This is a genomic window from Amycolatopsis sp. Poz14 (assembly GCF_006704225.1).
In the GTDB taxonomy this organism is placed as follows: domain Bacteria; phylum Actinomycetota; class Actinomycetes; order Mycobacteriales; family Pseudonocardiaceae; genus Amycolatopsis; species Amycolatopsis nivea.
Genome location: NZ_JACLHD010000001.1, coordinates 6,429,742 through 6,445,032, shown reverse-complemented (window position 1 = coordinate 6,445,032; position 15,291 = coordinate 6,429,742). Strand labels below are relative to the sequence as shown.

Genomic DNA, 15,291 nt, shown 5'->3' with positions numbered 1-15,291 from the left:
CCTGTGTACATCCCGCCGGAGGCTCCCGCGGAGTCCATCGTTTCGCCGGAGGACGAACTCGAAACCGATGTGCTGATCATCGGTTCCGGGATGGGCGGTTCGGCGCTCGCGTGGGCGCTGCGCTCGTCGGGGCTGCGCGTGCTCGTCGTGGAACGCGGCGGCTTCCTCCCGCGCGAGCCGGAGAATTCGCAGCCGGCGGAGATGTATCTCAAGGGCCGGTACAAGAACGCCGGCGAGTGGGTGGACGGCCGGACCGGACGGCCGTTCGCGCCCGGCGTCTACTACTGGGTCGGCGGCAACACGAGGTTCTACGGGGCGATGCTGCCGCGGTTCCGGCGCAGCGACTTCGGCGAGGTCGAGCACCACGACGGGGTCTCGCGCGCGTGGCCGTTCCCGTACGAGGAGCTGGAGCCGTACTACGGCCTCGCCGAGCGGCTGCTCGAAGTGCACGGCCAGCTCGGCGAGGACCCGACCGAACCGCCGCATTCGACGCCGTACCCGCATCCGCCGCTCGCGCACGAGCCGGTGATCGAGCGGTTCGCGGCGTCGTTGCGGCGGTCCGGGCTGCACCCGTTCCACACGCCGAACGCGCTGAACGTCGTGACCGACGCCGACCGGGCCGCGGTCACCGCCGCCGACGGCTGCCCCGACGAGACGGGACGCAAGTCCGACGCGGAGAACCGGCTGCTGCTGCCCGCGTTGCGCGAAGGCGTGCGGCTGCTGCCCGAAGCCGAGGCGATCCGGTTGATCGTCTCGCCCGACGGCAGCCGGGTCGTCGCCGCCGAGGTCCGGCACCGGGGCCGGACGCTGCGGATCAACGCCGGCCGGTTCGCCCTGGCCGGGGGAGCGGTGAACTCCGCGGCGCTCCTGCTGCGGTCGGCCTCGGCGCGCCATCCGGACGGGCTGGGCAACTCGTCGGGGCTCGTCGGCCGGAACTACATGGTGCACAACAGCACCTTCTTCGTCGGGGTGAACCCGTTCCGCACGAACCCCACGAAGTGGCAGAAAACGCTGGGAATCAACGACTTCTACGAGGCGCGGCCGTATCCGCTCGGCAACGTGCAGATGCTCGGCAAGCTCCAGGCCCCGATGCTGAAACCCGCCCGCCGGTGGGCCCCGATGCCCGCGCTCGCGTTCATGGCCGCGCGCAGCCTCGACCTGTACCTGACCACCGAGGACCTGCCCTCGCCGGACAACCGGGTCCGGGTCGAAGGCGGCCGGACGGTCGTCGACTGGACGCCGAACAACGTCGCGCCGCACCGAGAACTCGTCGCCCGGATGCGGCGGCTGGTGCGCAAAGCGGGATACCCGTTGCTGTTCACCCAGCGCATGGGGATCGAGACCAACTCCCACATGTGCGGCACCGCGGTCGCCGGCCCCGACCCGGCGACGAGCGTCCTGGACGCCTCGTGCCGCAGCCACGACGTGGAGAACCTGTGGCTCGCCGATTCGTCGTTCTTCCCGTCCTCGGCGGCGGTCAACCCGGCACTGACGATCGCGGCGAACGCGCTCCGGATCGCGAAGTCGGTCGCCGGGACGCCCCAGGGCTTGCCCGGCCTCCTCTAGCGCGGCGGCGCGGGGAACCGCTCACGCCCGTCAGGCGCTGATCATCGTCACCACGCCGGACGTCACGATCAGCCCCACGATCGCCCGGTCGAACACCAGGCGCGGGACCCGGCCGATGAGGCGGCCGCCGAGGATGTTGCCCGCCAGGGCGGCCAGGACCAGGACCGGCAGGCGGGTGCCCAGGTCCGTGGTGTCGAACTGGCCCGCGGTGACCAGGAGGAGCAGGGACAGGCAGTTGGTCACCACGAAGTAGCCCGCCAGGTCGCCGACGAAGGTTCTCGGGGGGACTTTCGCCGAGGCCAGCAGGACGGCTGGGGGCGCGCCGTTCAGCGAAGTCGTCGTGGAGAGGTAGCCGCCCAGCAGACCGGCGATCGTTTGTTTTGCCGGGGTCGCCGGGTGGGCGTCGCGGGTTGGGCGCAGGAGCAGGCGCAGGCCGGAGAGCACGACCACGGTGCCGGCCAGGATGCGGAGGGCGTGCGGCTCCAGCAGGTGCAGGGTGAGTGCGCCCGCGGCGGCGCCGGGGAGGCTTGCGGCGCCTAGGACGGCTACGCGGCGCCAGGCGATGTGGTCGCGTTCGCGGTGGAGCACGGCGAGCCGGGTGATCATGGTGGTGATCAGGTTGATCACGACCACCTGCGGCAGCGGGAGTCCGATGAGCAGGAGCAAGGGCGTGCCGACCAACGACGCGCCGAATCCGGTCAGGCCGCCGATGAAGCCGGCGAAGGCGACGGCTAGTGCGCCGAGGATCATGAGGCCGCCTGGTGGGGGAGCGAGCAGTCGGGGGAACGGGTCATGTGACCACCGCTTGGCCTACCAGGGCAAGGGAAAGCACCGCGAGGAGTCCCAGCACGATCCGGCGGGCGTCGCCGCGGGCGTGGCGGTACAGCCAGCTTCCGGCGGCGACTCCGGCCAGAGCCAGGGGGAGGAAGAGCGCGGTCTGCAGGAGGACGTCGCTGGTGAGGAGGCCGCCGGTGCCCGCGGTGGCGACTGTCATGGTGTCCGCGGCCAGGAAGAAGACGACCAGGCTCGCGCGGTTGACCGTCATCGGCAGCGGGGACGCCAGGTACATCAGGACGACTGGCGGGCCGCCCATGCCGCAGGCGCCGTTCAGGACCCCGAAGGCGGTGCCCATGCTCGCGCACGCGCCGCGGCCGGGCAGGCGGCGGGTTCGGCGGCTCAGGGCCAGTGCCAGTGCGGAGAGTCCGACGACCAGGCCGACGGTCAGTCTCGTGGCGCGTTCGGGCAGCGCGGCGAGGAACCAGATGCCGATGGGGAGTCCGAGGAGCGCGCCGGCCAGGAGCCAGCGGACGGACGGGCGGTGGGCGTCGGACCAGGCCTTGGGCAGCAGGGTCACGCTGGACGCTATTTCGAGCAGGAGCGTGCTCGGGACGACGGCCGGGGGCGGCAGGACCAGGCAGAGGCAGCTGACCCACACCAGGGACGCGCCGAAGCCGGAGTAGCCGCGGATCAGGCCTCCGGCGAACAGGGCGGCGACGGCGAACGCCATCGCGGCCGGGGACAGCTGCCAGAAGGTCATGGACGGCCCGGGGGAGCGAGGACCCTGGACGGGTGCGGCATCAGACCTCCACGGCGCGGGCGGATCGCTCCACTGTGCGGGACGTCTGGTCGTGGCGGTAGGTCCAGAATCGCGGCATCGGGGGGTGCCAGCCGGGAAAGCCGGGCGGCCCCGTCGAGGGACCGCCCGGCTTTCCCCGCACAGACTGAGCCGGTCAGGTCGAGACGACTCCGGCCTCTCCCCGCGACGAGTCCGTCTCCGTCGCCGCCGCGGGAACGGCGGGACGGCGCTTCCGGAACTGATACGCGATCAGGATCAGCGCCAGCGTCACCGCGCTGAGCCAGAACTGCGAGCGGGTAGTCGGCAGGAACGCCATGGCCAGGATGACCGCCGCCATCAAGGCGATCGTGGCGTAGCTCAGCCACGGGAACAGCCACATCTTCAGGCTCAGCGCGCCCGGATCGGTGTTCTGCAGCCGCTTCCGCAGCCGGACCTGGGCCAGCGCGATGGCGAGGTACACGAACAGCGCGACCGCGCCGTAGGAGTTCACCAGGAACTGGAAGATCAGGTTCGGCGAGGTGTACGCGGCGATCACCGACACGTACCCGATGACAGTCCCGGCGATGATGGCCCGGCGGGGGACGCCGCTGCGGGACAGTTTGGTGAACATCTTCGGGGCGTCGCCGTTGCGCGTCAGAGCGAACAGCATCCGCGAGGACGTGTACAGAGCCGAGTTCAGGCAGGAGAGCACGGCCGTCAGCACGATGGCGTTCATGATCGTCGCCACGGCGGGGATGCCCAGCACGTCCAGGACCGCCGCGTACGGGCTGACGGCGGTGTCGGGGGCGTTCCAGGCCTTGACCGCGACCACCACGAAGACCGAGCCGACGTAGAACAGGACCACGCGGAACACGATGGAGCGCATGGCCTTGGCGATCGCGCGGCGCGGTTCGGCGGACTCGGCCGCGGCGATGGTGACGATCTCGGCGCCGGTGTAGAAGCCGACGCAGGGGACGACCGCGGCCAGCACCGCGCCGATGCCCATGGGGGCGAAACCGCCGTGGGAGACCAGGTTCCCGACGCCTCCGTGCGAGCCGGGCCAGACGCCGAACAGGTACAGGGCGCCGACCACCAGGAACACGAGGATCGCGATGACCTTGATCGAGGAGAACCAGTACTCGAACTCGCCGTAGGACCGCGCGGAGACCAGGTTGGTGGCGGTGAGCAGCAGGAGCAGGCCGAGGCTCAGCACCCACAGCGGCACGTTCGGCAGCCAGAGCTGCAGGATCCGGCCGCCGGCGACCGCCTCGACGGCCACCACGATCACGAAGAAGTACCAGTACATCCAGCCGACGGTGAAGCCGGCCCGGTTGCCCATCGCCTCCCTGGCGTAGACGTAGAACGAGCCGAGCGCGGGCCGCGCGACGGTCATTTCGGCCAGCATCCGCATGATGAGCACGGTGATCAGCCCGGCGATCAGGAACGAGACCACCGCCGCGGGCCCGGCCGACTGGATGACCACGCCGCTTCCGACGAACAGGCCGGCGCCGATCACGCCGCCGAGTGCGATCAGATTCATGTGGCGTTGCTTGAGGCCCGGTTTGAGACCGCTCTCGGCGGCTGTTTCCGGTGCAGAACCCACGTCTCCTCCTTCCGGCGGCGCCGGGGGACCTCGATGTCCCCGCGCCGGCCGCCGCCGCGCTGTCGCTGAGAGCTGCTGTGTGGTTCCCGTCACCGTAGAAAGGAACAGGTCCCTTTGCGAGAGCCAGATACCACCGATGCTCTGGGACCAGAACGAGCCGGCCCCGGACAGCACGACGGGCGCCGGGTGCCCCGTGTCCTACGAGGTACCCAGCGCCCGCCGGCGCTATCCGTCAGGGCTGGATCGCCTTCTCCACGTCGGTGAGCATGCCGTCGACGCCGTGCAGGAGCTCGTCCAGCACGTCCGTGTCGGCCACCAGCGGCGGCGAGATCATGAGCATGGTCGCGCCCCGGTCGTCGCCGCGGAGGATGACCCCGGTGCGGCGGAACGACTCCGGCAGGACCTCCCGCAGGACCTGCAGCGACTCCTGGTCGGTCAGCTCGCGGCCGCCGTCGCGGTCGGCCATCAGCTCGATCGCGTAGAAGAACCCGGTGCCGCGGACGTCCTTGACGCAGCGGTGCGCGTCCTTCAGCGACTCCAGCGCGGCGTGCAGCTTCGGACCCTCGGAGAGGACGTGCTCGGGCACCTTCTCGTCGCGCATCGCGCTGATGTTGGCGACCGCGATGGCCGTCGACACCGGGTGGCCGCCCCACGTCGCGCCGTGGGTGAACACGCCGCCCTTGGGGGAGTCGTACAGCTCGGTGACCAGCTGCTCGCGCACGATCACGCCGCCGAGCGGGGCGTAGCCCGAGGTGGAGCCCTTGGCGAAGGTGATCAGGTCCGGCACCACGCCGGTGAGGCCGTGGCCGAAGAAGTGGCCGAGGCGGCCGAACGAGCAGATCACCTCGTCCGAAACGAGCAGGATGCCGTACTTGTCGCACAGCGCCCGCAGCGCCGGCCAGTAGCCCTCCGGCGGGACCAGCGCGCCCCGGCCGTTCTGGACCGGCTCGGCGAAGACCGCGGCGACCGTCTCCGGGCCTTCCTCGAGGATGACCGCCTCGATCGCTCGGACGCAGTCCAGCTGGTCGGCCGGGCCGCAGTCGCCGGTGAAGCCGAGGGTGTTCGGGACGTGCCGGATGCCCGGCAGCAGCGGGCCGAACGGCTCCTTGATCTTCGGCAGGCCGGTGACCGACAGCGCGCCCATGGTCGTTCCGTGGTAGGCCATTTCGCGGCTGATGATCTTCGTCCGCTCCGGGGCGCCCTGGCTGCGGTGGTACTGCCGGACGAACTTCAGCGCGGTCTCGACCGCCTCCGAACCGGAGTTGACGAAGAACGTGGTGCCGAGGTCGCCGGGGGCGAGGTCGGCGATGATCCGGGCGGCCTCGATCGACGGCGGGTGCGCCGAGCCCCAGTTGCTGGCGTAGGCGAGGGTGCCGACCTGGTCGGCCGCGGCCTTGGCGATGTCCGCGCGGCCGTGGCCCATGTTGACGCAGAACAGCCCGGCGAGACCGTCGAGGTGGCGGCGGCCCTCGGTGTCGATCAGATAGCTGCCCTCGCCGCGGACGAACACCGGGAATTCGCTTTGCCAGGTGTCCTTGCGCGTGAAGTGCGGCCCGAGGTGTCGGCGGGCAGTGGCCCGCAGCTCCGTGACGTTCACCTGGCGACCTCCTGTGTGTGCGAGAACGGGAATGTGTCGACGATCGCAATCTTTCTGGTCCACGCCCAGAGCCAGAAAGAGGCGGATCACTGGGGCCAGATCGGGGCCCGGACGCGAAAAACCGGCCGGGCGCGGGGCCCGGCCGGTTCGTCGGCTCGCTAGCGGGGGATTACACGTAGTCCTGGTACTTCTCCAGGAACCGCACCGGCTTCGACAGCGCGTCGCGGCGGAACGGGTCGCCCAGCTCGCGGGTGCACATGATCTCGATGACCGTGGTGCGGCCTTCGTTCATCTGCGCGTCCACGGCCTTCTTCAGCGCCGGGCCGACGTCCTCGAGCTTGTCCACGACGATGCCGTCCGCGCCCATCGCCTGCGCGATCCCGGCGAAGCTCTCGCTTTCCAGTTCTCCGGCGACGAACCGGCGGTCGTAGAAGTCGACCTGGTTCTTCTTCTCCGCGCCCCACTGGCGGTTGTGGAACACGACGGCGGTGACCGGGATGTCGTGCCGCACCGCGGTCATGATCTCGCCCATGCTCATGCCCCACGCGCCGTCGCCGGCGTACGCGATCGCCGGCCGGTCCATCGCGGCGGCCTTGGCCCCGATGATGGTCGGCAGCGCGTAACCGCAGTTGCCGAAGGACATCGGTGCGAAGAACGACCGCGGCTCCTCGAAGCGCAGGTAGCTGTGCGCCACGGAGTTGATGTTGCCGATGTCGGTGGAGACCATCACCCGCGGCGGCATGGCCTTCTCCAGCTCGCGCAGGACCTGGCGCGGGTGCAGCCAGTTGCCCTCCTCCTGCTCCTGCTCGGCGATCATGTCGAGGGAGTAGGGATCCTTCTCGTGGGTCCACGCGGAGAGTTCTTCCTCCCACGCGTCCTTCTCGGCCTTGGTGCGGTCGGCGCGCTCGCCGCGGGTGGCGTCGCAGGCGAGGGTGCGGTCGGCGAGGCGTTCGGTCAGCGCCGCGGCGGCGGCCTTCGCGTCGCCGCAGATGCCTACGGTGATCTTCTTGACCAGGCCGAGCATCTTGTGGTCCGCGTCGATCTGGATGATCTTCGCGTTCTTCGGCCAGTAGTCCATGCCGTGCTGCGGCAGGGTGCCGAACGGCCCGAGCCGGGTGCCGAGCGCGATCACCACGTCCGCCTGCGAGATGAGCTTCATCGCGGCCTTGGAGCCCTGGTAGCCGAGCGGGCCGCACCACTGCGGGTGGCTGGCCGGGAAGCTGTCGTTGTGCTGGTAGCTGTTGACGACCGGCGCGCCGAGCCGCTCGGCGAGCGCCTTGGCCTCCTCGACGCCGTCGGACATGACGACCCCGCCGCCGGAGATGATCACCGGGAACTCGGCGGTGGCCAGCAGTTCGGCCGCCTGGGCGAGGCTCTTCTCGCCGCCGGGGCCGCGGTCGAGCCGCTGCGGCTCGGGGATCTCGGTCTCGATCTCGCCGTAGAAGAAGTCGCGCGGGATGTTCAGCTGCGTCGGGCCGAGTTCCGCGTGCGCCCGGTCGAAGGCCCGCGCGGTGTACTCGGCCATCCGCTTCGGGTTGTTGACGTGCGCCTGGTACTTGGTGAACTCCTGGAACATCGGCAGCTGGTTGGCCTCCTGGAAGCCGCCGAGCCCGGTGCCCATGGTGCCCGCCTCGGGCGTGATCATCACGACCGGGCTGTGCGCCCAGAACGCCGCCGCGATCGCGGTGACGCAGTTGCTGATGCCGGGGCCGTTCTGCCCGATGACGACGCCGTGGCGCCCGCTGACCCGGGCGTAGCCGTCGGCCATGTGCGCGGCGCCCTGCTCGTGCACGACCGGGACGAGCCGGATGCCTGCCGGCGCGAAGATGTCCATCGCGTCCATGAACGCCGAGCCCATGATGCCGAAGATGTCGGTGACGCCGTTGGCCACCATCGTCTCGACGAAGGCCTCCGACGGGGTCATCTTCGCCGTTCCGCTGACGACGGTGCGGCCGTCGCCCGTCTTCCTCTCCGCCATGGTTGAACTCCTTCGACGCTGAAAGTCTTGGTTTTCGGTACGTGAGGTTCGTAAAAGCTGAACTCGATGGACCATAGGATGCCACGCGCGGGAGGTCAACCGGCAGTTGCTGGAAAACGAGACAGGATGTGCTACTTTTCGGAACGTGAGTGAGTTGCGGAAGACCAGCGCCGTGGAACTCGTGCGCGAGCCGGACGGCGCGGGCCTCGACGGAGACACCCCGACCATGCGGCTGTTCTCGCTGCTCGAGCTGATCGCGGCGAAGGACCAGCTGGTGACGCTGCAGAGCCTGGTCGAGGAGACCGGCCTGCCGAAGCCGACGCTGCACCGGATGCTGCAGCAGCTGGAAGGCGCGGGCCTGCTCGTGCGACAGGCCGACGGGCGGCATTACGGCACCGGCGACCGGCTGCGCCGCCTCGCGGAGAACCTGCTGCTCAACGCGACGCACCACGGCGCGCGGCGCGCGGTGCTCAACCACCTGGTCGACGAGCTGGGGGAGAGCTGCAACATCACCGCGCTGTCCGGCAGCGAGATCGTCTACCTCGACCGCGTCGAGACGCCCGAGCCGCTGCGGTTCTACCTGCGGCCGGGTTCGCGCGTGCCGATCCACTGCTCGGCCAGCGGCAAGATCATTCTCTCCCAGATGAGCCCGGCGCAGCGGCGCAAGCTGCTCGCGCACGCTCCGCTCAAGCAGTACACCGCCAAGACCGTCACCGATCTCGACGCGCTGGAGGAGGAGTTCGCCCGCATCCGGCGCGACGGATTCGCCCTCGACGACGAGGAATTCCTGCCCGGGCTCGTGTGCGTGGCGGTGCTGGTGCCGAGCCGCAGCGGGCGGTCCAACCTGGCGGTGGCGGTGCAGGCCCCGGTCATGCGGCTCACCGCCGACAAGGCTTTGCAGGCGCTTCCCGCGTTGCAGCGGGCCGCCGAAGCGATCAAGGAGGTCGAGGCCGAGGGTTCGGCCGACGACGCCGACAGCATCCCGTCCTGACGGAGGTCCCCTGATGAACCCGTTGTGCGGCAACGGTCCCGACGCCCGGATCGCCGTGCGCGACGCGTTCGGCATCGATTCGAGCCTGGTCGTCCCGGCCTTTTCCGAGCCCGGCGAGCACGTGCCCGAGATCGATCCGGCCTACCGGTTCAACCCGGACGTGACGCTCGCGTTGCTGGCCGGGTTCGCGCACAACCGGCGCGTGCTCGTGCAGGGTTTGCACGGCACCGGCAAGTCCACGCACGTCGAACAGGTCGCGGCGCGGCTGAACTGGCCGTGCCTGCGGGTGAACCTCGACGGCCACATCAGCAGGCTCGACCTCGTCGGCAAGGACGCGGTGGTGCTGCGCGACGGCAAGCAGGTCACCGAATTCCGCGAGGGCATCCTGCCGTGGGCGCTGCGGCGGCCGACCGCGCTGATCCTCGACGAGTACGACGCGGGACGGCCGGACGTCATGTTCGTCATCCAGCGGCTGCTCGAACGGGACGGCAAATTCACCCTGATCGACAGCAACACCGTGCTGCGCCCGCACCCGGGATTCCGGCTGTTCGCCACCGCCAACACCGTGGGGCTGGGCAATCTCAACGGGCTCTACCACGGCGTGCAGCGGCTCAACCACGCGCAGATCGACCGGTGGAACATCGTCGCCGCGCTCGATTACCTGGCGCCGGAAGAGGAAGCGGCGATCGTGCGGGCGCGGGTGCCGCGGACGACCGAGCAGTTCGCCGAAGCGATGGTGGCGGTCGCCGGGCTGACCCGCGAGGGGTTCCGGGCCGGCGACCTGTCCGCGCTGATGTCGCCGCGCACGGTCATCACGTGGGCGGAGAACTGCGAGATCTTCGGCGATCCGGCGCTGGCGTTCCGGTTGACCTTCCTCAACAAATGCGACGAGGCCGAACGCCCGGTCGTCGCCGAGTACTTCCAGCGCTGCTTCGACCTGGAGCTGGCCGCGGCGTGAGCACGCCTGAGACCCGCCGGCGCCAGCAAGTCGAGGAGCTGTCCGCGGCGGCGATCCGGGCGGTCAGCGGGTCGCCGGACGCGCATTTCCGGGGCGGGCGCTTGCACCGCGGCACCCGTCCGGTGCCGATGCCCGCACCGCATCTGCGTTCTGAAGACGAGGACGTGCCGTCCTTCCGCGGTGCGGCGGACGGGATGGCGCTGCACCTGAGCCGGTCGGATCGGGAGCTGCACAAGCGGTTGCGGCCCGAGGGCGGTGTCGAGCGGCTGCTGTTCGAGCTGCTGGAGCAGTTCCGGGTGGAGTCGTTGGTGCCGAACGGTTTTCCCGGCGTTACGGCGAATGTGCGACGGCGGCACGAACGCTGGTCGCTGTCGGCGCACCACAATGGACTGACCGAGACGGCGCGCGGCGTGTTGATTTACACCGTCGCGCAGGTCGCGCGGGCGCGGATCACCGGCGAGCCGGTCGTGGAAGAGACCGAGGATCTGATCGAGGCGACCCGGGCGGCGATCGCGCCGATGCTCGGTGCGCACTTGGCCGGGCTTCGGCGGAATCGGGCCGATCAGGCGGCGTTCGCCGAGCACGCGCGGGCGCTGGCTGAGGCGGTCGCCGGGTTGCTGGAGCCGGAGAAGTCCGAGGACGCCGACGACGAAGAAGAAGACACCGCGGCGTACGCGCTTCTGCTGGATTTCGACGACGAAACCGGCAGTGAGGAAGGCGGCACCGCGGGCCTCGGCGACCACAACGGACCGGTGGCGGCCGGGGCGTATCGGGTTTTCACCACCGCCTACGACCGCGAGGACCGGGCGGGACCGTTGGTGCGGCCGGAATTGCTGCGCGAGTTGCGCGAACGGCTCGACGCCCGGGTGGCGAAGCAGGGCGTCAACGTGGCTCGGCTCGCGCGGGAACTCACCGCGGTGCTCGCCGAGCCGGAACGGTCCGGCTGGGACGGTGCGCAGGAGGAAGGCCAGATCGACGGCCGGGCTCTCGCGCGGTTGATCGCGACGCCCGCGGACCATCGGGTGTTCCGGGTCGAGCGGACCGAACCGGTCGCCGACGTGCTGGTCACCTTCCTGATCGACTGCTCGGGTTCGATGAAGGCGCACCGGGAAACCGTTGCGGTGCTGGTCGATCTCTTCGCTCGCGCGCTCGATCTCGCCGGGGCCAGTTGCGAAATCCTGGGCTTCACCACCGGTGCCTGGCACGGCGGCCGGGCGCGGCGGGACTGGATGCGCGCCGGGCGGCCGAAGCACCCGGGGCGGCTCAACGAGCGCCGGCACCTGGTGTTCAAGGACGCGGCGACCCCGTGGCGGCGCGCGCGACGGGAGGTCGCGGCGTTGCTGAAAGCCGATCTGTTCCGCGAAGGCATCGACGGCGAGGCGTTGGCGTGGGCGGCTGAACGGGCCCGGGCGTGCGATGCACGGCGGCGGCTGGTTTTCGTGCTGTCGGACGGAAGCCCGATGGACGGCGCCACCGCGCTGGCCAACGAGGAGCGGTACCTCGACCGGCATCTGGTGCAGGTGGCCGACGGGCTGGAGCGGAGCGAGACGGAGGTGTACGGCATCGGGGTCGGGCTCGATCTCAGTGCGTACTACCGCCGCAGTGTGGCCTTGGACGCCGCGGAAGGCACGGGATTCCGTGCCTTCCGCGAGATCCTCGACCTGATGACGCGCCGCTAGCCTGCCGGTTGAGCGACCGGCGGGACCGCGGCGGGTTCGTTGCGCTCCAAGGCGATCGGCGACCGCTTCTTGCCCGGAGCGAGCAGGCTCCAGCCGAAGACGATCACCAGGTTCACGCCCATCGACACCAGACCGGTGTTGAGGCCGCCGAGCGTCACGCCGGTGGCGTACAGGACGACCGCGGTCACCACGCCGACCACCATGCCGGTCGCGATCGCGGCCGTGCGCACCCGACGGGCGAACAGGATCGCCAGCCAGCCCGGCACGACCTGGGCCAGCAGGTTGTAGGTCAGGTTCAGCACGGTGAGCATGAGCGTCGAGGCGGTCAGCGTGAGCACGGCGGCGAGCACCAGGAACACCGCCACCGCCACGACCGTCCAGCGCCGTTGTGCCGCGGGCCGGACGTTCGGGGCCAGGTTGCGGCTGACCATGCCGCCGATCGCCAGCGCCGTCGCGGACAGCACCAGCACGCCGGACAACGCGGCGCCGGCGGCCACCAGACCCAGAACCGGTTCCGGGAGAAGGCCTTTCGCGGTCACCATGAAGACCGTGTTCGGATTCTTCAGCCCGGGGTGCTGCTTGAGGCCGTAGTAGGCGGCGAAGACGAGGAACGGGTAGATGAGCATGTACAGCGGCATCCACACCGTCGAACTCTTCACCGCCCACTCGGAGCGCGCCGGGAACACGTACGCGCCGCCGAAGCCGAGGTAGAAGACCACGCTCTGGAACAGGATCGTGGTCATCGCGAACCAGAGATCCTGGCCGCCCATCGTGGTTTGCGCCCTGGCCAGCGCCTCCGGCCCGGTCACGCCGGAGGTACCGCCGGCGACCAGCACCGCGGCGAGGCCGACGAGCACGACGCCGAGCAGCATGAACGCGTCCTTGAGGATCGACACGAACGCGGGGGAGCGGATGCCGGACACCGCGATGTAGGCGAACGCGATGATCCCGGCCAAGATGACGCACTGCACGGGCGTCAGTTTCAGCCCGAGGTTGCTCAGCACGACTTGCAGGCCGATGAACTGGTACTGGCCCCACGGCACGAGCGCGATCAGCATCGTCACGCAGGTGATCAGCTCCAGCGTCCGGCTGCCGTAGTGGCGGCCGAAGACGTCCGGGACGGTCATCGCGTCGTGTTTGCGCGCCGCGCGCCAGACCAGCGGGGCGAGGAAGTAGCCCAGCGAATAGGCGAGCAGGATGTAGCCGAGGAACCAGATCCCGTAGCTCGCGCCGTGCGCGTAGATGCCGCTCGGGAAGCCGATCATCGTGCCGATGCTGTACACCTCGCCGACGGCCAGGAAGTACAGCAGCCACGGCGGGAACGAACGGCCGCCGACCAGGAACTCGGAGATCCCGCCGCCGCGCGACGAGCGGCCCGCCCACAGCGCCAGCAGGATCGACAGCCCCATCACGACGGCGACAATGAGAATCAGCATTACTGGTCCTCCTTCGCCGCGGGCGTGTCCGCCGGGTAGTGCTTGCGGTCGAAGAACCGCCAGCTGATCCACAGGCACAGCGTGGTCAGCGGGAAGCAGAGGAACATCCAGAAGAACACCAGCGGGAACCCGGCTACGGTCGCGGGCGAACCCGCCACCAGCGGGATTCCGCCGAGGACCGCCACCGCGGGGATGCCGAGCCCGATGCACAGGCTGGGCCAGCTCCGGATCATCGCGCACCCCCGGCGGGGACGGGATCGCGTTGCCAGACCAGCCGTCCGCCGATCACGGTGGCGTCGACGGTCAGGTCCCGGATCCGGCTCGGGTCCACTGCGGTCGGATCCTCGGACAGCACGATCAGGTCGGCGAGCTTGCCGACCTCGATGCTGCCCTTGCTCTCTTCCTCTCCGGCCAGGTACGCGGCGTCGATGGTGTACCCGCGCAGGGCGGCTTCGACGTCGATCGCCTGCTCCGGGCCGAGGAGCTGGCCGCTGCTGGTTTGCCGGGCGACGGCGCACCAGATGCCTTCCAGCGGCGGCACCGGCGTGACCGGGGTGTCGGAATGGAGTCCGAAGTGGATTCCGCGGGAGCGGGCCGACGCGAGCGGGCTGATCCGGCGAGCCCGCTCCGGGCCGAGGAAAACGTCCCGGTGCCGGTCGCCCCAGTAGTAGACGTGCTTGATGAAGAACGACGCGGCGATGCCGTTTTCGGCCATCCGGTCGAGCTGGTCCTCGCGGGCGGTCTGGCAGTGTTCGATGCGGTGGCGGCGGCCGGTGCCTTCGGGCGCGCCGAGGCGGGCGTAGCCGTCGATGATGGCGTCGATCGCGGCGTCGCCGTTGCCGTGCACGGCGACCTGCCAGCCCGCTGCGTCGAGGGCGGCGATGCGGCGGGACAGTTCGTCCGGTTCGAGCAGCATCATGCCGTGTTCGTCGGGGTCGCAGGTGTAGCCCTCGGCCAGGCAGCCGGTGCGGCCCTGGATCGAGCCGTCCGCGACGATCTTGATGCCGTTCATGGTGAAGCCGTCCGGATTGGACGGGTCCGGCGATTCCGGGGCGCCTTCGGCGAGGCCGGGCAGGAGGGTGTGGAAGAGGTAGCCGTGGATGCGGGTGCGCAGCTTTCCGGCGCTGGTGAGCATCCGGTACGCGGCGAGTTCCTGTTCGCCGCCGATGAGGCCGATTCCCGTGTCGTGGACCGAAGTCACGCCGTTGCGCAGGTACTCGGCGTCGGCGAGCTGGAGCGCCGCGGCCAGTTCGTCGGGGCCTTGCGACGGCATCGCGGAGTTGACCAGGAACGCCGCGGTCTCGATGAGGAGGCCGGTCGGTTCGCCGCGTTCGTCGCGGGCGATGGCGCCGCCGGGCGGGTCGGGCGTGGCCGCGGTGATGCCGACGGCCCGCAGTGCGGCGGAATTGGCCACGCTGAAGTGTCCGGTCACGTGGGTGAGCAGGACTGGGTTCCGCGGCGAAGCCGGGTCCAGGTCGTGCCGGGTGGGGTGCCGGTTGTCGGCGAGAAGCGTGTCGTCGTAACGGAAACCCTTGATCCATTCGCCGGGGCCGAAGTCGCGCGCCGCCTGCCGGACGCGGTCGGCGATGTCGCTGATCCGGTCGTTGGGCGGGCTTCCGGCGTCGACCGGGGCGGCCAGCGCCATGCCGAAGAACGAGGGATGGTTGTGCGACTCCACGAAACCCGGGACGACGGTGCGCCCGGCCAGGTCGAGCACGGTCGTTCCGGGACCGGCGAGAGCGGCGATCGAACGGTCGTCGCCGATCTCGGCGATCCGGCCGTCGCGGGCGGCGAGCGCGGAGGCCCGCGTCCCGCCTCGGTCCAGGGTCAGCACCGTGCCCCCGAGCACCACCAGGTCGGGGGCCGGACGAGCGGATACCGCGGGTTCGCCCACGATGGGACCTCCTTGTCCACGTGTCCTGCCCCAA

At 70.3% G+C, this 15,291-nt stretch carries 12 protein-coding genes; 4 read left to right on the top strand and 8 right to left on the bottom strand.

The genetic code is table 11. The features are described from left to right. The first annotated feature begins 3 nt into the window (after positions 1-3). Entirely contained in the window at positions 4-1,566 is a 1,563-nt protein-coding gene (locus FKO37_RS30165; protein WP_238606663.1) for a GMC oxidoreductase, read from the top strand. Positions 1,567-1,596: 30 nt separating this feature from the next. Here the strand turns inward: FKO37_RS30165 and FKO37_RS30160 are convergent, their stop codons facing one another. The 5 genes from FKO37_RS30160 to xsc form a co-directional block, all read right to left on the bottom strand. Beyond that, on the bottom strand, positions 1,597-2,316 hold the full coding sequence (locus tag FKO37_RS30160) for a sulfite exporter TauE/SafE family protein (protein WP_037814390.1): 720 nt from the start codon (positions 2,314-2,316) through the stop codon (positions 1,597-1,599). A gap of 40 nt (positions 2,317-2,356) precedes the next feature. Further along, positions 2,357-3,103 (bottom strand): sulfite exporter TauE/SafE family protein, encoded by a 747-nt coding sequence (locus FKO37_RS30155; protein WP_037814389.1) that lies wholly within the window; start codon positions 3,101-3,103, stop codon positions 2,357-2,359. 193 nt (positions 3,104-3,296) lie between these two features. After that, positions 3,297-4,661 (bottom strand): amino acid permease, encoded by a 1,365-nt coding sequence (locus FKO37_RS30150; RefSeq protein ID WP_238608355.1) that lies wholly within the window; start codon positions 4,659-4,661, stop codon positions 3,297-3,299. Positions 4,662-4,956: 295 nt separating this feature from the next. After that, a complete protein-coding gene (locus tag FKO37_RS30145; RefSeq protein ID WP_037814387.1) occupies positions 4,957-6,321 on the bottom strand; it encodes an aspartate aminotransferase family protein in 1,365 nt (454 codons plus the stop codon). Positions 6,322-6,490: 169 nt separating this feature from the next. Further along, entirely contained in the window at positions 6,491-8,299 is a 1,809-nt protein-coding gene (gene xsc / locus FKO37_RS30140; RefSeq protein WP_037814386.1) for a sulfoacetaldehyde acetyltransferase, read from the bottom strand. A gap of 145 nt (positions 8,300-8,444) precedes the next feature. Here xsc and FKO37_RS30135 point away from each other — a divergent pair, with 145 nt between their 5' ends. From FKO37_RS30135 to FKO37_RS30125, 3 genes are read left to right on the top strand one after another with little or no spacing between them, the layout of a single operon-like run. Then, entirely contained in the window at positions 8,445-9,290 is an 846-nt protein-coding gene (locus FKO37_RS30135) for an IclR family transcriptional regulator (RefSeq protein ID WP_037814385.1), read from the top strand. A gap of 13 nt (positions 9,291-9,303) precedes the next feature. Continuing rightward, the gene (locus tag FKO37_RS30130) at positions 9,304-10,248 is read left to right on the top strand and encodes an AAA family ATPase (protein ID WP_037814384.1); all 945 of its coding nucleotides are present in this window, start codon (positions 9,304-9,306) and stop codon (positions 10,246-10,248) included. Continuing rightward, the gene (locus tag FKO37_RS30125) at positions 10,245-11,927 is read left to right on the top strand and encodes a cobalt chelatase (RefSeq protein ID WP_238606662.1); all 1,683 of its coding nucleotides are present in this window, start codon (positions 10,245-10,247) and stop codon (positions 11,925-11,927) included. Before FKO37_RS30130 ends, FKO37_RS30125 begins: the two co-directional genes overlap by 4 nt. Here FKO37_RS30125 and FKO37_RS30120 read toward each other — a convergent pair. The 3 genes from FKO37_RS30120 to FKO37_RS30110 are packed head-to-tail and all read right to left on the bottom strand — an operon-like array spanning position 11,924 to position 15,257. Then, entirely contained in the window at positions 11,924-13,363 is a 1,440-nt protein-coding gene (locus tag FKO37_RS30120) for a sodium:solute symporter (protein WP_238606661.1), read from the bottom strand. The genes FKO37_RS30125 and FKO37_RS30120 overlap by 4 nt on opposite strands. After that, a complete protein-coding gene (locus FKO37_RS30115; RefSeq protein ID WP_037814381.1) occupies positions 13,363-13,596 on the bottom strand; it encodes a DUF3311 domain-containing protein in 234 nt (77 codons plus the stop codon). Before FKO37_RS30115 ends, FKO37_RS30120 begins: the two co-directional genes overlap by 1 nt. Further along, positions 13,593-15,257, bottom strand: a complete 1,665-nt coding sequence (locus FKO37_RS30110; RefSeq protein WP_238606660.1) for an amidohydrolase — start codon at positions 15,255-15,257, stop codon at positions 13,593-13,595. Before FKO37_RS30110 ends, FKO37_RS30115 begins: the two co-directional genes overlap by 4 nt. Between the last annotated feature and the right edge of the window lie 34 nt (positions 15,258-15,291).